The sequence below is a fragment of the Bradyrhizobium sp. 134 genome (genome assembly GCF_023074155.1).
GTDB lineage: Bacteria > Pseudomonadota > Alphaproteobacteria > Rhizobiales > Xanthobacteraceae > Bradyrhizobium.
Genome location: NZ_JADPKX010000006.1, coordinates 685,406 through 705,683 on the forward strand (window position 1 = coordinate 685,406; position 20,278 = coordinate 705,683).

The 20,278-nt window shown below is 63.6% G+C and carries 21 protein-coding genes and 1 tRNA gene; 14 read left to right on the forward strand and 8 right to left on the reverse strand.

All coding sequences use genetic code 11. The annotated features are described in order from the left end of the window. Nucleotides 1-128: 128 nt before the first annotated feature. From plsY to IVA75_RS04330, 3 genes are read right to left on the reverse strand one after another with little or no spacing between them, the layout of a single operon-like run. Entirely contained in the window at nt 129-725 is a 597-nt protein-coding gene (plsY, locus tag IVA75_RS04320; RefSeq protein WP_247286807.1) for a glycerol-3-phosphate 1-O-acyltransferase PlsY, read from the reverse strand. A gap of 32 nt (nt 726-757) precedes the next feature. After that, entirely contained in the window at nt 758-2,059 is a 1,302-nt protein-coding gene (locus IVA75_RS04325) for a dihydroorotase (RefSeq protein WP_247287423.1), read from the reverse strand. A gap of 5 nt (nt 2,060-2,064) precedes the next feature. Further along, nucleotides 2,065-3,012, reverse strand: coding sequence for an aspartate carbamoyltransferase catalytic subunit (locus IVA75_RS04330; protein WP_007603315.1), 948 nt, complete (start codon nt 3,010-3,012; stop codon nt 2,065-2,067). A 212-nt stretch (nt 3,013-3,224) separates the two neighbouring features. Between IVA75_RS04330 and IVA75_RS04335 the strand changes: the two genes are divergently transcribed. Next, nucleotides 3,225-3,983, forward strand: a complete 759-nt coding sequence (locus tag IVA75_RS04335) for a M15 family metallopeptidase (protein ID WP_247287421.1) — start codon at nt 3,225-3,227, stop codon at nt 3,981-3,983. A gap of 45 nt (nt 3,984-4,028) precedes the next feature. Continuing rightward, on the forward strand, nt 4,029-4,799 hold the full coding sequence (locus tag IVA75_RS04340; RefSeq protein ID WP_247286805.1) for a type II CAAX endopeptidase family protein: 771 nt from the start codon (nt 4,029-4,031) through the stop codon (nt 4,797-4,799). Between the two features lie 139 nt (nt 4,800-4,938). Here IVA75_RS04340 and IVA75_RS04345 read toward each other — a convergent pair whose 3' ends face one another. Further along, on the reverse strand, nt 4,939-5,862 hold the full coding sequence (locus IVA75_RS04345) for an AEC family transporter (RefSeq protein WP_247286803.1): 924 nt from the start codon (nt 5,860-5,862) through the stop codon (nt 4,939-4,941). Nucleotides 5,863-5,865: 3 nt separating this feature from the next. Beyond that, nucleotides 5,866-6,357 (reverse strand): Holliday junction resolvase RuvX, encoded by a 492-nt coding sequence (ruvX, locus tag IVA75_RS04350; protein ID WP_247286801.1) that lies wholly within the window; start codon nt 6,355-6,357, stop codon nt 5,866-5,868. Between the two features lie 47 nt (nt 6,358-6,404). On the opposite strand from ruvX, the gene IVA75_RS04355 reads away from it, so the two are divergent. Then, nucleotides 6,405-6,620, forward strand: a complete 216-nt coding sequence (locus IVA75_RS04355) for a hypothetical protein (RefSeq protein ID WP_247286798.1) — start codon at nt 6,405-6,407, stop codon at nt 6,618-6,620. Here the strand turns inward: IVA75_RS04355 and IVA75_RS04360 are convergent. Beyond that, nucleotides 6,607-7,497: a LysR family transcriptional regulator gene (locus IVA75_RS04360; RefSeq protein ID WP_247286796.1), complete on the reverse strand. Its 891-nt coding sequence runs from the start codon at nt 7,495-7,497 to the stop codon at nt 6,607-6,609. The two genes, IVA75_RS04355 and IVA75_RS04360, sit on opposite strands and share 14 nt — an antisense overlap. Nucleotides 7,498-7,592: 95 nt before the next feature. On the opposite strand from IVA75_RS04360, the gene IVA75_RS04365 reads away from it, so the two are divergent. The 9 genes from IVA75_RS04365 (at nt 7,593) to IVA75_RS04405 (ending at nt 16,431) form a co-directional block, all read left to right on the forward strand. Next, entirely contained in the window at nt 7,593-8,567 is a 975-nt protein-coding gene (locus IVA75_RS04365; protein WP_247286793.1) for a nitronate monooxygenase, read from the forward strand. 17 nt (nt 8,568-8,584) lie between these two features. Next, nucleotides 8,585-9,661, forward strand: coding sequence for a nitronate monooxygenase family protein (locus tag IVA75_RS04370; RefSeq protein ID WP_247286791.1), 1,077 nt, complete (start codon nt 8,585-8,587; stop codon nt 9,659-9,661). 76 nt (nt 9,662-9,737) lie between these two features. After that, entirely contained in the window at nt 9,738-10,025 is a 288-nt protein-coding gene (gene gatC, locus IVA75_RS04375) for an Asp-tRNA(Asn)/Glu-tRNA(Gln) amidotransferase subunit GatC (protein WP_007603335.1), read from the forward strand. A gap of 79 nt (nt 10,026-10,104) precedes the next feature. After that, nucleotides 10,105-10,317 carry a hypothetical protein gene (locus IVA75_RS04380; protein ID WP_007611210.1) on the forward strand — a complete coding sequence of 71 codons (213 nt, stop codon included), beginning with the start codon at nt 10,105-10,107 and terminating at the stop codon, nt 10,315-10,317. After that, on the forward strand, nt 10,314-11,789 hold the full coding sequence (gene gatA, locus IVA75_RS04385) for an Asp-tRNA(Asn)/Glu-tRNA(Gln) amidotransferase subunit GatA (protein WP_247286790.1): 1,476 nt from the start codon (nt 10,314-10,316) through the stop codon (nt 11,787-11,789). Before IVA75_RS04380 ends, gatA begins: the two co-directional genes overlap by 4 nt. Next, on the forward strand, nt 11,780-12,085 hold the full coding sequence (locus tag IVA75_RS04390; protein WP_247286788.1) for a hypothetical protein: 306 nt from the start codon (nt 11,780-11,782) through the stop codon (nt 12,083-12,085). The genes gatA and IVA75_RS04390 overlap by 10 nt, the downstream gene beginning before the upstream one ends. Next, nucleotides 12,082-12,978 (forward strand): FkbM family methyltransferase, encoded by an 897-nt coding sequence (locus IVA75_RS04395; protein WP_247286786.1) that lies wholly within the window; start codon nt 12,082-12,084, stop codon nt 12,976-12,978. Before IVA75_RS04390 ends, IVA75_RS04395 begins: the two co-directional genes overlap by 4 nt. Next, on the forward strand, nt 12,975-14,459 hold the full coding sequence (gene gatB, locus IVA75_RS04400) for an Asp-tRNA(Asn)/Glu-tRNA(Gln) amidotransferase subunit GatB (protein ID WP_247286784.1): 1,485 nt from the start codon (nt 12,975-12,977) through the stop codon (nt 14,457-14,459). The genes IVA75_RS04395 and gatB overlap by 4 nt, the downstream gene beginning before the upstream one ends. A gap of 1,705 nt (nt 14,460-16,164) precedes the next feature. Beyond that, nucleotides 16,165-16,431 (forward strand): hypothetical protein, encoded by a 267-nt coding sequence (locus IVA75_RS04405; protein ID WP_007611206.1) that lies wholly within the window; start codon nt 16,165-16,167, stop codon nt 16,429-16,431. Nucleotides 16,432-16,580: 149 nt separating this feature from the next. Here IVA75_RS04405 and IVA75_RS04410 read toward each other — a convergent pair. Continuing rightward, a tRNA-Ser gene (locus IVA75_RS04410) sits at nt 16,581-16,673 on the reverse strand. Between the two features lie 589 nt (nt 16,674-17,262). After that, nucleotides 17,263-18,000, reverse strand: coding sequence for a hypothetical protein (locus IVA75_RS04415; protein ID WP_247286783.1), 738 nt, complete (start codon nt 17,998-18,000; stop codon nt 17,263-17,265). Between the two features lie 233 nt (nt 18,001-18,233). Here IVA75_RS04415 and IVA75_RS04420 point away from each other — a divergent pair, with 233 nt between their 5' ends. Further along, on the forward strand, nt 18,234-18,743 hold the full coding sequence (locus IVA75_RS04420) for a tetratricopeptide repeat protein (RefSeq protein ID WP_247286782.1): 510 nt from the start codon (nt 18,234-18,236) through the stop codon (nt 18,741-18,743). A 15-nt stretch (nt 18,744-18,758) separates the two neighbouring features. Then, entirely contained in the window at nt 18,759-19,937 is a 1,179-nt protein-coding gene (locus tag IVA75_RS04425; RefSeq protein ID WP_247286781.1) for a UDP-N-acetylglucosamine-peptide N-acetylglucosaminyltransferase, read from the forward strand. Nucleotides 19,938-20,278: the final 341 nt, after the last annotated feature.

The following is a 20,278-nucleotide window of genomic DNA, read 5'->3' on the forward strand; positions in this document are numbered from 1 at the left end:
GCCATGCCCACGATCAGGGCCAAGGCCTGGAACCCGTTCGTCCATACAGCCGTGATTCGGCTGCAAGTTGCGAACACCATTTGCGATATAATGCAGAAGGGGTGCCGCGGTATCCGTGGATTCCCGGCTTATGCCTTCTCGCCGATCCGGCTTTCCTTGCCCGATTGCAGTCGCTTGATGTTCTCGCGATGGGCGTAGAACAGCAGCAGCGTCAGCACCGCCGCCAGTGCAGCGAGTGCGGGTTGGCCGAACCACAACAGGAACAGCGGGGTGACGAACGAGGCGACCAGGGCCGAGAGCGAGGAATAGCGGGCGGTGAAGGCGGTCGCCAACCAGAGCAGGCAGAACACCACCGCAGCCGGCCAGAACAGCCCGAGCATGATGCCGATATAGACGGCGACACCCTTGCCGCCTTTGAATTTAAGCCAGACCGGGAAGAGATGGCCGAGGAAGGCGCCAAGTCCGGCCAGCATCGCGGCATTGGGACCGGCGATGTAGCCCGCGATCACCACCGCCACGGTGCCCTTGAGCGCGTCGAACAGCAGGGTTGCGGCGGCAAGGCCCTTGCGCCCCGTGCGCAGCACATTGGTGGCGCCGATGCTGCCGGAGCCGATCGAGCGGATGTCCTGCGTGCCGCCGAGTTTCGTCAGGATCAGTCCGAACGGAATCGAGCCGAGCAGGTAGCCGATGACAAAAGCCACCGGCAGGAACAATTCAAGCGCCATGTCTGCAAATTCCCTGGCTGCAGCTCCGCACGTCAGACATGCTCGTACACCGTCCGTCCGCCGACAATGGTGCGCACCACGCGCCCTGTAAAGCGCGCTTCATCGAACGGCGTGTTCTTGCAGGGCGATTTGAGGTCGGCCGGATCGACCACCCAGGGGACATCGGGGTCGATCACGATGACGTCGGCCGGGGCGCCCGTGCGCAGGGTTCCGCCAGGCAATCCCAAAATCTCGGCCGGCCGGGTCGACATCGCCCGGATCAGCGTCTTGAGGTCCAGCTCGTCATTGTGCACGAGGCGAAGGCCCGCCGGGAGCATGGTCTCCAGCCCGATGGCGCCGGGGGCAGCTTCCGCGAAAGGCAGGCGCTTGACCTCGACGTCCTGCGGATTGTGGTCGGACATGATGACGTCGACGAGGCCGGAGGCCACAGCTGCGACCAGCGCGCGGCGGTCGTCCTCGGTGCGCAGCGGCGGCGACAGCTTCAGGAACGAACGGTAAGGGCCGATGTCGTTCTCGTTCAGCGCAAGGTGGTTGATCGAGGCCGAGGCGGTCACGGCGAGGCCGGCGTCGCGGGCGCGCCGGAGGATTTCGAGCGACTCGATGCAGGTCAGCGACGCCGCGTGATAGCGGCCGCCGGTGAGCGCGACCAGGCGCATGTCGCGCTCCAGCATCACGGCCTCCGCCGCGTTCGGGATGCCCATCAGTCCGAGTCGCGAGGCGAATTCGCCCTCGTTCATCACGCCTTCGCCGACGAGATCGCGATCCTCGGTGTAGTGCACGATCAGCGCGTCGAAATCGCGCGCGTAGGTCAAGGCGCGGCGCATCACCTGCGCATTGATCACGCTCTTGTCGCAATCGCTGAAGGCGATCGCGCCGGCCGCCTTGAGGAGGCCGAACTCGGTCATCTCCTCGCCGTGCATGCCCTTGGTCAGCGCCGCCATCGGCTGGATGTTGACGATCGCGGTGTCGCGGGCGCGACGCATCACGAAGTCGACGGTCGCCGAGTTGTCGATCACCGGCAAGGTATCGGGCTGGCAGATGATGGTGGTGATGCCGCCGGTCGCAGCCGCCTGGCTCGCAGAGGCAAAGGTCTCGCGATGGCTGAAGCCGGGCTCGCCGACGAAGGCGCGCATGTCGATCAGGCCGGGTGCGACGATCTTGCCGGCGCAGTTGACGACGTCGGTGCCCTCGGGGACGCCGGCAGCGCCAATGCCGCGGCGGGTCTCCCGGATGATGCCGTCGGCAATCAGGACGTCGCCGGGGCCATCAAAATCCCGGGAGGGGTCGACGACGCGGGCGTTGGCAAGCAGGATGGGTCGGCGGTCGGTCAACATGAGCATCACGCGTTCGGCAGGTTGCGGGCGAGCGCTTCCAGCACCGCCATGCGCACGGCCACGCCCATTTCCACCTGTTCGCGGATCAGGGACTGCGCGCCGTCAGCAACCGCAGTGTCGATCTCGACGCCGCGGTTCATGGGGCCGGGATGCATGACAAGGGCGTCTGGCTTGGCGTAGGCGAGCTTCTTCTGATCCAGCCCGAAATAATGGAAATACTCGGAGGTCGACGGCACGAAGGAGCCGTTCATGCGCTCGCGCTGGAGCCGCAGCATCATGACGATGTCGGCGCCGTTGAGCCCCTCGCGCATGTCTCGCGCGACCTCGACGCCCATCCGCTCGATGCCGGGCGGCAGCAGCGTGGAGGGGCCCACGACGCGGACGCGGGCGCCCATCGCGTTGAGCAGGATGATGTTGGAGCGGGCGACGCGCGAATGCAGCACGTCGCCGCAGATCGCGACCACGAGGCCCTCGAGCCGACCCTTGTTGCGGCGGATGGTCAGCGCGTCGAGCAGGGCTTGTGTCGGATGCTCATGCGCGCCGTCGCCGGCATTGATCACGGAACCGTCGACCTTGCGGGCCAGCAGTTCCACCGCGCCGGAGGCGTGATGGCGCACCACCAGGATATCCGGGTGCATGGCGTTGAGCGTCATGGCGGTGTCGACCAGCGTCTCGCCCTTTTTGATGGACGAGGAGGACACCGACATGTTCATGACGTCGGCGCCCAGCCGTTTGCCGGCGAGCTCGAACGAGGATTGGGTCCGGGTGGAAGCCTCGAAGAAGAGGTTTACCTGCGTCCGTCCACGCAGGACGGTGCGCTTCTTGTCAACCTGGCGGTTGAGCTCGACATATTCTTCGGACAGGTCGAGGAGGCCGGTGATGTCGGCCGCGGAAAGGCCCTCGATGCCCAGCAAATGCCGGTGGCCGAGGACGAAGGTCGATTTCGATGTCATTAAAGCGAGAGCTATAGGCGGGGATGGCCGGGGGGGCAAGGGCCAAAGCCCGGGCGGGGAGTTATCCCCCGATCTGTCGGTCTTATCGCTGTGGCGTGAGCTGTCTCCGTCTTCTTCGTCATGCCCGGGCTTGTCCCGGGCATCCACTTTCTTAAGGTGCTGTCGCAGAAAAGGCGTGGATGGCCGGGACAAGCCCGGCCATGACGACTGGGATGCATTTCGTGAAATCAATTCTGGCAGCGCTCCTGGCGCTCATGACGATCAGCACCGCCCGCGCCCAATCGCTTCCCCGCGGTTTCGTCTATTTGCGCGACATCGACCCCAGCATCATCCAGGACATCCGCTACGCCACCTCGAACAATTTCGTCGGCCGTCCGCTCGCCGGCTACGGCGTCGGCGAATGCGTGGTGAAGCGGGAGATTGGGCTGCGGTTGAAGGCGGTGCAGCAGGAACTGGTGGCGCAAAATCTCTCGCTGAAAATGTTCGACTGCTACCGGCCGGCGCGGGCCTCGCTCGACATGGTCAGGTGGTCGCAGAACGGCCAGGAGACGGTTGCCGAGCGGCGCTACAATCCCAAAATTCCCAAGACCGAGCTGTTCCGCCTCGGCTACATCGCAAGCCGCTCGCAGCATTCGACGGGCGCCGCGCTCGATCTCACGCTGGTCGATCTCAAGGCGGACAATTCAGGCAAATACGACCCGTCAAAGGCCTACGCCGACTGTACCGCGCCGGTCGAGGCGCGACCGCCCGAGGGCAGTGTCGACATGGGCACGGGTTACGACTGCACGGACGCGAAAGGGCATACCGCCGCACCGTCGATCAGTCCGGACCAGCGCGCCTGGCGCAAGCGGCTCGTGGCTGCGATGGCGAGGCAAGGCTTTGTGAACTATGCGAAGGAGTGGTGGCACTTTTCACTGCCGGGGGCGGGCGGGGCGGCCTATGATTTCCCGATTCCGCCGCGGATGAAGTAGATCGCAACCGACCCGCCCGGAATGCCTCCCAATGAAAGCGCTTTGATGGATTCGCTCAATCCCGATCATCCGCCGCCGACCGTGACGCCTGCGCACGAGGCGCCGCGCGTCTGGAAATTCTGGGGCACGGCGCTGTGGGGGATCGTTATCTTCGCTGCAATGTTCGTCGGGCAGATCGGCGCCATCGTTCTGCTGGCGGTGCAGCGTGGCCTGCCGATGGACCTCGCCTCGCTTCAGCTCGTCGGCGGCGAGCCGCAGGCGCTCGCGCTGTCGGTGATACTGGGCTTGCCGGCGACACTGGCTGCGGTGTGGCTTGCCATCCGCATCAAGAAGGCCTCCTTCGTCGACTATCTCGCGCTACGCTGGCCGTCCTGGAAGCAACTCCTGTTTGGCGCTGTTGGCCTCATCCTGATCGTCGTGGCCTGGGAGACGATGTCGCGGAGCCTCGGCCGCGAGGCCACGCCGGGCTTCATGACCGATCTGTTGAAATCTGGTCGCGACAAGGGCGCAGCCTTCTTCCTGCTGTTCGCCTTCAGCGTGGCAGCGCCGATGTCGGAAGAGGTTTTGGCGCGCGGCTTCCTCTACCGCGGCTGGTCGGCGAGCTTCCTGCGCGTGCCCGGCGCGATCATCCTGTCGTCGCTGCTGTGGACGGTCGTGCATCTGCAATACGACCTGTACTTCCTCGCCGAGGTCTTCTCCATCGGCCTCTGGTTCGGCTATATGCGCTACCGCAGCAGCTCGCTCTGGCTCACGATCGTGCTGCACGCGCTGAACAATCTGACGGCGGTGGTGCTGACGATGTGGCTGGGGAGCTAGCCCGACGGGCGCGCACGTTCCGTCATTGCGAGCGAAGCGAAGCAATCCAGAATCTGTCCGCGGAGAGACTCTGGATTGCTTCGTCGCAAGGGCTCCTCGCAATGACGAGAAGGAGAGCTGCGCTCGCAAATGACGAGTTCTAGGCCACCAGCGCGATCGCGATCGGCATCGTGATCGCCGCCAGGATCGTCTGCAGCGTGATGATCTGCGCCAGTAGCGGGGCATCGCCGCCCATCTGTCGGGCCAGCACATAGGCGCTGGTGGAAGTCGGCACCGCGGCGCAGATCGCGACGATGGCGAGGCTGTCGCCGGACAGTCCGAACCAGACGGCGAGCACCAGGGCGACCACGGGCATCAGCACCAGCTTGAACACCACGCCGATAGCGGCGCCTGCGCTGGGGCGGAGCAGGCCTTCAAGATGCAGGCCGGCGCCGGTGACGAGCAGGCCGATGGCGAGGGAGGAGCGGCCGAGTGCGTCTGCCACCTCATGCCAGATCCTGGGCAGCGGCAGGTGGATGACATTGATGACGAGACCGATCACGCAGGCCCAGATCAGGGGATTGCGGACAACCGTCATGACGATCGCGCGCGCGGATTGCTTCTCCGGAGCGGCGTAGTGCGCGAGCACCGCCACGCTGAGGACGTTGACCAGCGGAATGATCGCCACCATCGCGACGGAGGCGAGCGCCAGCCCGACCTCGCCGAACATATTGGCGGAGACGGACAGCGCCACATAGGTCTGCCAGCGGATCGCGCCCTGGAAGATCGAGGTGAAGGCGGGGCCGTCGATATCGAGACGCGACAGGGCCGGGCGGAGCGCGAGGCAGAGCAGCGACATCGCGAGCGCGGAGAGCAGCAGCGCGCCGCCGACGCCGGCGACCGGCACCCTGGACAGGTCGGCCTTCACCAGCGTCTGGATCAGCAGCATCGGAAACAGCACGAAATAGGTCAGCCGCTCCAGCCCGTTCCATTGCGTGTCGAGCCGCATCAGGGTGCGCTTCAGCACCACGCCGAGCACGATGAGGATAAAGACGGGAAGGAGCGCCGCGATCACGACGGCCATGGATCAGCCGGGCCCCGGGGCTGCGCGCAGATTGGCGAGGCGGTCGAGCGCGCCTTGCAGGATGAAGATCGCGGCGTGCTCGTCGATCACTTCGGCGCGCTTGGCGCGGCTGACGTCCATGCCGATCAGCTCGCGCTCGACCGCGGCGGTCGACAGACGCTCGTCCCAGAGGCCGATGGGCAGCGCGGTCAGGCCGGCGAGGTTGCGGGCAAACGCCCGGGTCGATTGCGCGCGCGGGCCTTCGCTGCCGTCCATGTTGATGGGCAGGCCGAGCACGAAGCCGACGGCCTTACGTTCACTGGCAATCGCGAGCAGCCGGGCGGCATCCTGCTTGAACGCCTTGCGCTGGATCGTCTCGACGCCGGTCGCTAACCGACGGTCCGGATTGGAGACGGCAACGCCGATGGTCTTGGTACCGAGATCAAGGCCGACCAACCCGCCGCGTTCGGGCCAGTGGGTTGCAGCATCGATGAGAGGCAGGATAAGAGCCGGCATGGGATCAGCGCATATCACGCGTCAGGCTGCGGAGTGAACCTGTAACTATGGATGCGCTGACATTATTCGGCTTGGTCGCCGTGACAGCGATGCTGGTCACTTACGCCCTGGAAGACCGCAGCCACTGGTTCGTGCTGCTGTTCGCGATGTCCTGCGTGCTCGGTTCGGCTTACGGCTTCCTGCAGGGGGCTTGGCCCTTCGGCGTGGTCGAAGCGATCTGGGCCGTTGTGGCGCTGCGGCGCTGGCATCTCAGGCCGCGATGACATCGTCGTCTTGCTTCAGGCAGGCGGCAAATCCGTTCAGCGCACTGGTTTGATGTCCGGCACGACGCTGGATGAAGAGCGTCTCGACCTGCGCGTGAGAATGGCTCAGCGCGTGGATCGATACGCTGCCGCTGATCGCGCTGCGTTCGACCACGGCGCGCGGCAGCAGCGTCACGCCCATGTCGGCGGCGACACAGCCGATCATGCCGTCAAGCGTGCCGAGGTCGAAGCGTGCGGCCGACGGCCAGCCGAACTCGACAAAGATCTGCTCCAGCCGCTGCCGGTAGGTGCAGCCGGTGCGGAACGTCAGCGCGGTCGGGCCGGATTCCGGCGTCCCGGCGCGCAGCTCGGCGAGCGTGGCCCAGCGCCGCGCGCTGACCAGCACCAGCTCTTCGCGGAACGCGCTCGTCGTGGTGAGATCTGCATGCGCGATCGGACCTGCAACGAAGGCGCCGTCGAGCGTGCCTTCGAGCACGCAAGCGACGAGGTCGGCCGTGGGCGCGGTGCGCAGGCTCAGCCGCACGGCGGGAAAGCGGCGATGAAAATCAGCCAGCAGCGGCGGCAGCCGCACGGCCGCGGTCGTTTCCATCGAGCCGATCGCGAGCGGTCCCTTGGGCTCGCCGTCGTCGCAGGCAGCGAGCACGGCCTCGCGCGCTAATGCGGACATCCGTTGCGCGTAGGGCAAAAGGCGCTTGCCCGCGCCGGTCAGGGTCATGCCGCGGCTATGCCGTTCGAACAGCGGCGTACCGATCTCCGCCTCCAGCGCCTTCACGCGTTGGGTGACGTTCGACTGCACCGTGTTGAGCTCTTCGGCCGCGCGGGTGATGCCCCCGGTGCGGGCGACGGCGGCGAAGGTCTGGATGTCGCTGAGTTCCATGGCATCGTTTCGCTTTTGAGATGGTAGCGTTCGTTAGAATTCAATTTTAGAGAATGGTATTCTGGACTAATGTTCGTGTCGAGAGCGGAGGAGCCATGCCGATCACCACGCCGCTGACCCAGCTCCTGGGGATCAAGCATCCGATCCTGCTGGCTCCGATGGACACGATCGCCGGCAGCCGGCTGACGCGGGCTGTCAGCGAGGCCGGCGGCTTCGGGATCCTGGGTGGTGGCTACGGCGATCAGGAGCGGCTCGAGGCCGAGACCGGGCAGCTGAGCGGCTTTGCGTCGTTCGGTATCGGCTTCATCACCTGGAGCCTGGCAAAACAACCAAGACTTCTCGACATCGCACTCGACGCCCATCCGCAAGCGATCATGCTGTCATTCGGCGATCCCGCACCATTTGCAGCGCGCATCAAGGCGTCCGGGGCGCGCTTGATCTGCCAGGTGCAGAGCGAGGACATGGCGAAGCAGGCGCTCGACGCCGGTGCGGACATCCTGATCGCGCAGGGGACCGAAGCCGGGGGCCATGGCGCATCGCGCACCACCGTCGACATCGTACCTTCTATCGTTGATCTCGCCGTCGGGCGCGTGCCGGTGGTTGCCGCCGGCGGAATTGCCGATGGTCGCGGGCTCGCGGCGATGATGATGCTGGGCGCCTCCGGCGTGCTGATCGGCACGCGCTTCTATGCGAGCGTGGAGGCCAATGGTGCGGAGGAGGCCAAGCAGCGCATTCGCGACGCTGATCCCAATGACACGGCGCGCGGCGTCATCGTCGACTGGTCGCGCAGCCTGTTCTGGCCGGCGCCGTTCACCGCGCGAACGCTGGTCAACGATCATATCAGGCGCTGGACCGGCCGCGAGGTCGAGCTGCTGCAGCGCGCCGCCGAGGTGACCGTCGACTATGCCGCGGCAAGGGCAGCGGGCAATTTTGAGGTCGCCGCGGTCTTTGCCGGTGAGGCTGTCGGCCTGATCCATGATATTCCGTCCGCCGCCGAAATCGTCGAACGGATCGCGACCGAGGCCGAGCAACTGCTAGCCGGCCGGCGAAATTCCAGCGTGTCCGCCTAAACTGCGAGAGAACAACCATGTGGCCGAACCGTCGACTGATCGATCTCTTCAAGACCGAATTCCCGATCGTGCTGGCGCCGATGGCTGGCGTGATGGACGCGGAGCTGGTGATCGCCGTTGCGCAAGGCGGGGGGCTCGGCTCGCTGCCGAGCGCGATGCTGTCGCCGGACAAGGCGCGCGAGCAGGTCAACATCATCCGGCAGCGGGTCTCCGCGCCAGTGAACATGAATTTCTTCTGCCACACACCGGTCGAGCTCTCGGCCGAGGCGGAGGCGCGCTGGAAGCAGCGCCTCGCGGGCTACTACAATGAGCATGGCCTCGATCCCGCCGCACCCATCAATGCCGCAAACCGCGCGCCGTTCGACGCCGGCTTCTGCGAGGTGGTGGAGGAGCTGAAGCCCGAGATCGTCAGCTTCCATTTCGGCCTGCCGGAGGCCGCGCTGCTCAAGCGGGTCAAAGCGGCAGGATGTCTCGTCATCTCCTCGGCGACCACGGTGAGGGAAGCGATCTGGCTCGAGCAGCACGGCGCTGACGCGGTGATCGCACAAGGCGCGGAGGCCGGCGGCCATCGCGGCATGTTCCTGACCGACAAGATCTCGGAACAGCCCGGCACCTTTGCGCTGGTGCCGCAGGTGGTCGACGCGGTGAAGGTCCCGGTGATTGCGGCTGGCGGCGTTGCGGATGGCCGCGGCATCGCGGCGGCGTTCGCGCTCGGCGCGGCAGGCGTGCAGATCGGAAGTGCCTATCTGCGCTGTCCGGAATCCAAGGTCAGTGCGGCGGCCCGCGCGGCGCTCGCCGACGGGCGGGATGATTCCACCGTCATCACCAATGTCATGACGGGGCGCCCGGCGCGCGGCGTCCAGAACCGCCTGATGCGCGAGGCCGGCCCGATTTCGCCGGACGCACCGCCATTTCCTCATGCCGCAACGGCGCTGGGACCGCTGAAGGCGGCTGCCGAAAAGCAGGGCAGGGTGGATTTCACCAATCTCTGGGCCGGGCAGGCCATCGCCCTGGGCCGCGAGGTCCCGGCGGCTGAACTGACCCGCGATCTCGCCAAATCGGCCCTGGCCCGCCTGAAAGCTCTCGCCGGATAGATCCCGCCGCCGGTTGCGGCGCAAAAGCGGCCTCTGCTATACGGCACATAGGTTTTGCCGTGAGAGGCCTTATATAATGTCCGTCGACGCCGCTACCGTCCGCCGCATCGCGCATCTGGCGCGCATTGCGGTTTCCGAGGGCGAGGTTCCGCATCTGCAGGGCGAGCTCAACGCCATGCTCGCCTTTGTCGAGCAGCTCTCGGAGGTCAATGTCGAGGGTGTGGAGCCCATGACCTCGGTCACCCCGATGCAGATGAAGAAGCGGCAGGATTTGGTCAATGACGGCGAGATCGCCGACGATATCGTTGCCAACGCGCCCGCGACCGAAGGTCACTTCTTCCTGGTGCCGAAGGTTGTTGAGTAATTTACGTAGCGTTTTCGAGCGAAGTGGAAGCCGATTCGCGTAAAGAAAACGCGTCAAAAGAGTCTCAGGACGAAGTCCGATGTGCATGCTTTGCGACGACGAGAAGGCCTATCAGGCCTACATGAACTATCTCGACAAAATGGAGCGGCAGGGCAAGGCTGCCGACCCCAACGTCGCCGTGAATGCCGTGCTCGACGAGATCGAAGCGGCTGCGAAAGCGGCCGCCAAGAAAGACGACCCGGCCAACGACAAGTCCCTGTCTCCGTTCTTCTGCAGCCCGATCAATAAATGACCGATTTGACATCGCTGACGCTCGCCGAGGCCCGCAAGGGCCTCGCGGCCAAGACTTTCACGTCCCTCGAGCTGACCGACGCGCATCTGAACGCGATCGAAGCCGCGCGCGTGCTCAATGCTTTCGTCATGGAGACCCCGGACCAGGCGCGGTCCATGGCGCGCGAAGCGGACGCCAGGATCGGGAAGGGCGATGCGGGGCCGCTCGCCGGCATTCCGCTCGGCATCAAGGACCTGTTCGCGACCAAGGGCGTGCGCACCACGGCGTGCTCGAAAATCCTCGGCAATTTCGTGCCGACTTACGAGTCCACCATCACCTCGCAGCTCTGGCGCGACGGCGCGGTGATGCTGGGCAAGCTCAACAATGACGAGTTCGCGATGGGCTCGTCGAACGAGACCTCGTGCTTCGGCCCGGTGGGAAATCCCTGGCGGCGTGATGGGAGCAACACGACGCTGGTGCCGGGCGGCTCGTCCGGCGGCTCGGCCTCCGCCGTGGCGGCGCTGCTGTGCATGGGTGCGACCGCGACCGACACCGGCGGCTCGATCCGCCAGCCGGCGGCGTTCACCGCAACCGTCGGCATCAAGCCGACCTATGGCCGCTGCTCGCGTTGGGGCATCGTCGCCTTTGCCTCCTCACTCGACCAGGCTGGTCCGATCGCGCGCAGCACGCGCGATGCCGCGATGCTGCTGCGCTCGATGGCCGGCCACGATCCGAAGGACACGACCTCGGTCGACATGGCCGTGCCGGACTACGAGGCCGCGATCGGCAAGTCCGTGAAGGGCATGAAGATCGGCATTCCCAGGGAATACCGTCTCGACGGCATGCCGGCCGAGATCGAAAAGCTTTGGGAAGCGGGTGCGGCCTGGCTGAAAGCGGCCGGCGCCGAACTCGTTGAAGTGTCACTGCCGCACACCAAATACGCCTTGCCGGCCTATTACATCGTTGCGCCGGCGGAGGCGTCCTCCAACCTCGCGCGCTACGACGGCGTGCGCTACGGCCTGCGCGAGCAGGGCCGGAACATCAACGAACTCTACGAGAACACCCGCGCCGAAGGGTTTGGCGCGGAGGTGAAGCGCCGCGTCATGATCGGCACCTACGTGCTCTCGGCCGGCTATTACGACGCCTATTATTTGCGCGCCCAGAAGGTGCGTACGCTGATCAAGAAGGACTTTGAGGACTGCTTCGCCAAGGGCGTGGACGCGATCCTGACGCCGGCGACGCCGTCGGCGGCCTTCGGCATCGGTGAGAAGGGTGGGGCGGACCCCGTCGAGATGTACCTCAACGACATCTTCACGGTGACCGTGAACATGGCGGGCCTGCCGGGCATTGCCGTGCCCGCCGGCAAGGATGCGCAGGGCCTGCCGCTCGGCCTGCAGCTGATCGGCCGGCCCTTCGACGAGGAGACGCTGTTCTCGCTCGGCGAGGTGATCGAGCAGGCCGCCGGCCGCTTCACGCCGGCGAAATGGTGGTGAACATGGCGGCGTATATCGGCAGCCTCGACGGCGCCGCGCCGCCCCCGGATCTCAGCGCGCCGCTCGCTGGCTTGTGGTGGGCCGCCAAGGGCGACTGGGACCAGGCGCACAGAATCGTCCAGGACGAGAGCAGCCGCGAGGCCGCCTGGGTGCACGCCTATCTGCACCGGGTCGAGGGCGACCTCGGCAATGCCGGCTATTGGTACCGCCAGGCTGGCCAGCCCGTGGCAACGGATTCGCTAGAAGCAGAATGGCAGCGCATCGTCGATGCGCTGGGTGGGAGTGCATCCGGATGAGCGAGCCTGGTTTCACGGGGCCGAAGGCGAAGCCGGAGGATTTATTCGGCCGCTTTCGCGAGATCGTTTCCGATCCGCTCAACCTCCTGATCAAACGCGTCCCGATGGCAGGCCTCGTCGAAGGCGACCAGGTCTATCTGCATAACGGCTTGAAGGTTCCGGGCATCGGGCCCGGAGCGTATTACGGCCCGTTCAGCAGTGTGCTCATCATCAATCGCGGCGTCCACGAGCCGCTGGAAGAATATGTCTTCCAGGAATTGCTGAAGCGGCTCGGCGAGGTGCCGTCCATGATCGAGCTCGGCGCCTATTGGGGCCACTATTCGATGTGGCTCAAGAAGGCGCGGCCCAAGGCGGAGGTCATTCTGGTCGAGCCGGATCCCGCATGTCTCAAGACCGGTCAGGATAATTTCGCGCGCAATGGTTTGCGAGCCGAGTTCGTCAAGGCCTTCGTCGGCAAGGGCAAATTCGAGGTCGATGCCTTCTTCAGGGACAGGAAGATCAAGCATCTCGACATCTTGCATGCCGATATCCAGGCCTTCGAGGTCGAGATGCTGCAGGGCGCGGAGAGCGTGCTCGCCAAGCGCCGCGTCGATTATCTCTTCATCGCAACCCATTCGCAGGCCCTCCATTACGAAGTCGTCGATCGTCTCAAGGCGCACGGCTACCGCGTCGAGATCTCCAGCGATTTCGAGGAGCAGAGCACGTCGTTCGACGGCTTCGTGTTCGCCTCCTCGCCGGAAGTCGACGCGCTGTTCGGAGCGATCGAGGTGATGGGCCGCCGCGAGATCGCGCTGCGCCAACCGGCCGAGGTGCTTCGGTCGCTCAACGGACTTCTCGAAGCCGGTGAAGCGCGCGCGGCCAAGGGACCAATGAAGGAACCAGTGAAGCCATGAACGCACCTGCCGCACCCCACAAGCTTCTCAAGGGCTCAACCGGTGACTGGGAGATGGTCATCGGCCTGGAGGTCCACGCTCAGGTGACGTCGAACGCGAAGCTGTTCTCCGGCGCCTCCACCGCGTTCGGCGGCGAACCGAATACGCATGTGTCGCTGGTGGACGCGGCGATGCCGGGCATGCTGCCCGTCATCAACGAGGAATGCGTCAGACAGGCTGTCCGGACCGGGCTCGGGCTGAACGCGCAGATCAATCTGCGCTCGGTGTTCGACCGCAAGAACTATTTCTATCCGGACTCGCCGCAGGGCTACCAGATCAGCCAGTACAAGTCGCCGATCGTCGGCGAAGGCGAGGTCGTGGTCGAACTGGACGGCGGCAAGACCGCCACCATCGGCATCGAGCGGCTGCATCTGGAACAGGATGCCGGCAAGTTGCTGCACGATCAGTCGCCGACCATGTCCTATGTCGACCTCAACCGATGCGGCGTGGCGCTGATGGAGATCGTCTCCAAACCCGACATCCGCGATGCCGAGCAGGCCAAGGCCTATGTGACCAAGCTGCGCTCGATCCTGCGCTATCTCGGCACCTGCGACGGCGACATGGAGAAGGGATCCCTGCGCGCCGACGTCAACGTCTCCGTGCGCAAGCCGGGCGCGCCGCTCGGCACCCGCTGCGAGATCAAGAACATGAACTCGATCAATTTCATCGGCCAGGCGATCGAGTACGAGGCCAGGCGCCAGATCGAAATCCTCGAGGACGGCGGCGCGATCGACCAGGAGACCCGGCTCTATGACCCCAACAAGGGCGAGACGCGGTCGATGCGGTCCAAGGAGGAGGCGCACGACTACCGCTACTTCCCCGATCCCGACCTGCTGCCGCTGGAGTTCTCGCAAAGCTTCGTCGACGAACTGAAGGCTGAGCTGCCCGAGTTGCCGGACCAGAAGAAGATGCGCTTCGTCGCGGACCTCGGCCTGTCGTCCTACGACGCCAGCGTGCTGGTCGCCGAGCGCGAGAGCGCGGTGTTCTACGAGACCGTGCTGGAAAAGCTCGCCAACCGCGCGCGCGACGGCAAGGTCGCCGCCAACTGGGTGATCAACGAGCTGTTCGGTCGTCTCAACAAGGAAGGCCGGGATATTACGGACTCTCCGGTCGATGCCGCACAGCTCTCAGGGATCATCGACCTGATCGGCGAGGGTACGATCTCCGGCAAGATCGCCAAGGATCTGTTCGAGATCGTCTGGCAGGAGGGCGGCGATCCCCGCGCGCTGGTCGAAAGCCGCGGCATGAAGCAGGTCACGGATCTTTCGGCGATCGAAAAGGTTGTCGACGACATCATCGCGGCCAATCCCGACAAGGCGGCGCAGGTCAAGGACAAGCCGCAGTCGCTCGGCTGGTTCGTCGGCCAGGTGATGAAGGCATCCGGCGGCAAGGCCAACCCGCAGAGCGTCAACGAGCTGCTCAAGTCCAAGCTCGGCATCTGACCTCGCACGTTCGAACGAGGTGACGGACAGGCGTCGTCACCTCGCTTTCGGTTCGCGATGCGACGCTCGCGCGCATCCTCGGCGACGAACTTCATCCCGATCGAACGCGATACGCCGACCGAATCGCCGCCACGCGATTCGCGCAAAACGGCGACTTGCACACGCTCCGACGAGCGCTCGCGCCGTTAATCATGAAAATATTTTCGTTGCCAAAAGTCGCGACTCAGAGTCCGCGAAGCGCCCTCGCGAGGCGCTCGCGCGATTGACGCGACAGGTCATTACATCGATCGTGCGCGATGCGCGCGTGCAGAAAAATACTTGCTGCATAGTGTTTTTCTGCAGTCGCATCTTTTGCGAACGTCGATGCCGCGGGGACTCTCTGCGCTCGCATGCACACATCGTGCAGTCCGTTTGCATCGTGTTCGCCAGCGCAGGCGCGTTTCGCCGTCAACACTTCTTTAAGCGAGACGCTGTTTTTTTCGTTGTGTTGGTGTATTCGGGATGAGTGTGCACTCGATCCCCGACTGCATGCAGCGATTAAGCCATCTCACACATCGGAGGGCAACATGGCCAAGAAAGCTAAGAAGGCGAAGAAGGCGAAGAAGGCGAAGAGCGCAGTGAAGAAGACTGCGAAGAAGACCCGCAAGGTCGCCAAGAAGAAGTAACTTCGCTTTTTGAAGTTGCCGGCTCCTAGAGAGCCGGCACGTCATCAGCGCCTTCTCGAAGGTTCTGGTCGACGATAGAGGGTGTCGGCGAGACATCAGGTCAACGGTCGGATCGTTCTCTTTCGCGGGTTCGCTCGCCAAAGGCCGGTCCGGCAGAAGAAACAAGTTTTCTTCGTTCGTGCGGTTCTCCGTAAGGGGCTCCGCAATTTCACAAGTGGCCTTCGGGCCAACGTGGAAGCTGGTCCTGACGTGTTCGCCGACGCCCTCGTTCTCATGAGGCCGGGGTATTGCCGGCATTCCCATATCCCCACATTGTTGATCTGATCGCGGCGTGGCTGTGCTGCCCTTGAGCAGGCAGGGCTATCGCATATGACGTCTCAGCGATGCCTGAGCGAGCGCCTCGTCCTTCGAGACGACTGCTTCGCGGCCTCCTCGGGATGAGCCTCAGCTGCATCCATCTGCGTTGATGTTGCCGCATACTCGTCCCTCATCCTGAGGGCCGCCGCAGGCGGGCGTCTCGAAAGATGGCCGCAGTCGAGCTTCCCGCCATATGTTTCTTCATAGGCGCGCCCTGCTTGAACAGGGAGGCTGCGGCGCAATTGCACGCTGTTCGCGCGCCGCTTCTCATTCGCGGTGTCATCGCCCGGCTCCGACCGGGATCCAGTACGCCGCAGCTTCTCGTGGGACCATTGCTGTCTCTGGAATACCGGTGACGAGAGCGGAGGGGACATCACTGCACGCCCGTCACCGTGCGCGATGGTTATCGTTCTCCCAAAATCCCAAGGTAAACCGAATCTGACGAATTGCAGAAGTGCCTGCAAAACCGGGACTTCTTGCATTTGTCGTGCGCGCCTGGGGCGGGCGCGTTTACGTCTGCTTCATCGCGATACTTAAACTGCCATTCAAATTTGCCCGCCATCATTACCTCCAACAAGCCGGCAAACGGCACGGGCAACAAGCCTCGGGGATGAGTTGAACAGTTGATCGGACGGGAGCCGCGCTCGGGGGACGAGGCGGCATAAGAAAAAAGGGGATGCGTTATGTTTCAGGGTACTTTCGATCTGGAGACCGCGACGCCGATCGACGCAGGCGCGCTGTCGGACGTGCTGTTCGAGCGCGGCCTGTATTGGGCGAGCGGACGCTCCGGTCTCGTCGATCTCGTCGCCGCGCACAAATGGTTCAACCTCGCCGCGCTCAAGGGCCGCAAGGACGCCGTGACGCTGCGCCAGGAAGTCGCCGGGCAGATGTCGGACGCGGACATCTCGGCCGCGCAGCGCGAGGCGAGGGCGTGGGTCTCCGCCCACTGAGCGGAGAATCTCGTTCTTGGTTTCACAGGTGAAGCTGATTTGTGCTGAATCAGGTTCCCTCGTGGTCCGCCAACCGGATTCGGAGAGGCATGTGGCCACCGTCGCGTGTCAGGTGAAGGAACGCACAGATCTCGGATTCCGCGGCGGGGTGGCGGAGAGGGAGGGATTCGAACCCTCGATACAGCTTGAGACCGTATGACGCTTTAGCAAAGCGTTGCCTTCAGCCACTCGGCCACCTCTCCGGTGCGAGCCTTATGCATCTAATTACTCGGGCTGGTCAATTTGGAAGCGTGTGTTTTTGCTCGAATATTCCCAGCGAATTCCGAAACCAAGCGGTTTGCTCTCCGCGCGAGAACGCAACGCCGCGATAACGGACACAAAGCCGGAGGTTCTGGCGCCCGTATTTAGAGCGGTTCTGGCGCGGACAAAGGCTCCCTTCATCCGCATAAACGATTGATTTTGCTTTCAAATTTGATCGGATGGCCCGCGCGTGGGACGATTGCCTTCGTCGCCGACCGCCTCTATCAAGTGTTTCATTTGCAAGTGATTGATTTGATTGTCTCTCTCCGCCATTCGCCACAAGCTATGGAGCGGTGATTGCCCTCAGATCGGCCGACGGGGTCCCGTGTCAGGCTGCGGGAAGGGCGCTCTTACTATTAGTCGGGATAACTCGCTCGCCGGCTGAGGGGCTACCCCGTCGCGCCGGAGGTCGCCGCAATCAAGGAGAGCCTGTCCTGGCGCGATTGCTCTTTCGGTTGGAACCGCGCCCTCGAGACCAAAGCGGGGAAGGGCTGCCGGGCTACGCCGCTACGTTCTCATGCCGCTACGGTCTCATCTTGCAATGTCGGGACCGATGGTATGATTGACCGACGTCCCGAGGGAGGAATGGACTTGGCGGGTGAACTGCAGACCAAATTTCGACGTGCTGTCGAAGCCTTTCACGCCCATGATTTGGTCAAAGCGGAAAGAATACTGCAGCAGATCGCAAAATCCGCCAGGAACATCTTCGAAGTCGAACATCTCCTGGGCGTGGTGAAGCTCGTACAAGGTCGATTTGCGGAGGCCGAGATGCATCTCAGGGCGGCCGTGGCCCTGAACGGAAGCAGCGACGAGGCCCTCAGCAATTATGGATATGCGCTCAAAGCGCTGAATCGGCCTCAGGAAGCCCTGGCCTATTTCACGCGCGCATTGGCGGTGAATCCGCGCAATCCCCTTTCGTATCACAACAGAGGTACGATCCTGGCCGAGTTCGCGAGAAGCTATGGCGAAGCGATTGAGCAATTCGACAAGGCGACATTCTACAATCCGAACTTTGCCGATGCCTACGCAAGCAAGGGCGGCTGCCTTGAAAAGCTCAGACGTTTCGAGGATGCCCTCGTCGCCTACGACAAGGCGTTGTCGATCAGGCCTGACCTGGAGACTGCATGGCTTGGTCGAGGCAACGCACTCCGGAATCTCAGGCGGTACGACGACGCATTTGCCACGTACGACCAGGCGCTGTTGGCCAGGCCGGATGTCCCGAGTGCATGGGTTGGCCGAGGTGAAGTTCTCACCGATCTCAAGCGCCACGACGAGGCGCTGGCTGCGTACGACAAGGCGATCTCGATCAAGCCCGACCTCGAGAGCGCGTGGGTTGCCCGGGGGCATGTTTTCTGGAGCCTGAAGCGCTACGACGAAGCCTCGACAGCCTATGACAGGGCGCTCTCGATCAAGTCCGACCTGGAGAACGCGTGGCTTGGTCGGGGCAACGTGTCCTTCGATCTCAAGCGCCTTGACGAGGCGTTGGCTGCCTATGACAGGCGTTGTCGATCCGCCCTGATCTGGCGGAAGCCTGGCTTGGCAGCGGCAATGTTCTCACCGAGCTCAAGCGCCGTGACGATGCACTCGCTGCGTACGACCGGGCGCTGTCGATCAAGCCTGATCTCGCCGAGGCGTGGCTTGGTCGCGGCAATGTTGCGTGGGGGCTCAAGCGCTACGAGGAGGCTCTTGCCGCGTATGACAAGGCGCTCGCGATCAAGGCCGACATCGAGGGGGCCTGGATTGGCCGTGGCAACGTCTTTACCGAGCTCGGGCGCCATGACGAAGCCTTCATCGCCTTCGACAAGGCGGTGTCGATCAGGCCCGACCTGGAGGGCATCGAGGGTTTGCGTCTCCTTGCGAAGATGAACCTGTGCAATTGGGACAATCTGGACGAAGAGATCGGCCGGTTGACGGCAGCAATACGGCTCGGGAAGGCCAATAGCTCTCCCTTTGCTTTGCTGTCCCTGACGGATTCTCCCGATGATCAGCTCAGCTGCGCCAGGAGTTGGTGAGGGCAAAGCTCCCGCATGCCTCCAAAACGAGATCGGGGGGGTGAAATCCGTCGCCACGACAAGATCCGGGTCGGATATGTTTCGCCTGATTTTCGCAAGCATCCGGTCGGGTACCTCACCGCCGAGATATTCGAGAGTCACGATCCCGACCGCTTCGAGACGTATGCGTTTTCAATCGGTCCTGACGACAACAGCGATCTGCGCAAGCGGCTCGAAAAGTCATTTCATCGCTTTGTCGATTGCGAGCACAAGCTCGACGGTGAAGTCCTGAAAGCGATCGACGATGCGCAGATCGATATTCTTGTCGATCTTGCTGGCCATACGCACAATGCCAGGCTGTCGTTGTTCGCGGCCAGTCCGGCTCCGATCGTCGTCAACTATCTTGGGTTCGCGGGGACGTTGGGGAGCGGGGAGCTAGCCGACTACATCATTGCCGATCCGATCGTGCTGCCAGATCAAAACAGCGAATTCTTCGACGAGAAGGTCGTTCGTTTGCCCGGCAGCTTCATGCCGCGTGATAATCGCGTCGGGACAATCGACGATGCTGCGCCCGATCGGGCCGACCACGATTTGCGGCAGGAATGGACTGTGTTTTGCTGCTTCAACAACGCCTACAAGATCAATCCGGCTGTCTTTGGCTCCTGGATGAATATCTTGAAGAGCGTGGACCAGTCGGTCTTGTGGCTGTCCGACGTCGGCGAGATCGCAAAATCGAATCTGCGGAAGGAAGCCAAGGGCAGGGGCGTCGACCCGGATCGCCTGGTGTTTGCAAGGCGCGTTGCGTCTTCATCCGAACATTTGGGGCGCCATCGCCTCGCCGACCTCTTCCTGGATACGCTGCCCTACAACGCACATACGACGGCCAGCGACGCGCTGTGGGCTGGTCTGCCGGTGGTGGCCCACATCGGGAACAGTTTCGCCGGCCGCGTGGCGGCAAGCTTGCTGAGCGCTGTCGGCCTGCCTGAGCTGATCACGCGAACGCGTGCGGATTATGAAGCACTCGCGATCGAGCTGGCGCTTGATAAACAGAAGCTGGCGGATATTCGCGGACGGCTGCAAGGGAACCACCTGACCCCATCACTGTTTGATGCGGCGCTCTACGCAAGGCGGCTGGAGACAGCTTACGAGGCTATGTATCAACGACATCAGGCAGGCTTGCCGCCGGATCATATCGATGTTCAAGCGCGGGGATGATGAGGACGGCGGTCGCAGCCACTTGATGGTTAGGCGAGCCAATTCCTAAGGAGTGGCGCGCTCCGAGTCCCTGGTTGATTCCACGATTCGGACGCCTCAGACCGACAGCAGAGCGTCTCCCCGGGTGTGAGGGGCCGGTGCCGGAACTTTTGACGGCAAATGAAACCCGTCGAAAAAATCCTACAATTTCAAAGCGTTACAAAGTCGTTCTGATCACATCTGCGTGTTATTTGTGCAACACCCGCCGGAAAACACGCTCCACCGGCTCGTTCTGAAGCGTTCTGTTGTTGTGTGTGCAAGGGCGTTCGGTAATTGTGACTGAGCGACGGAGGGGGGCATCC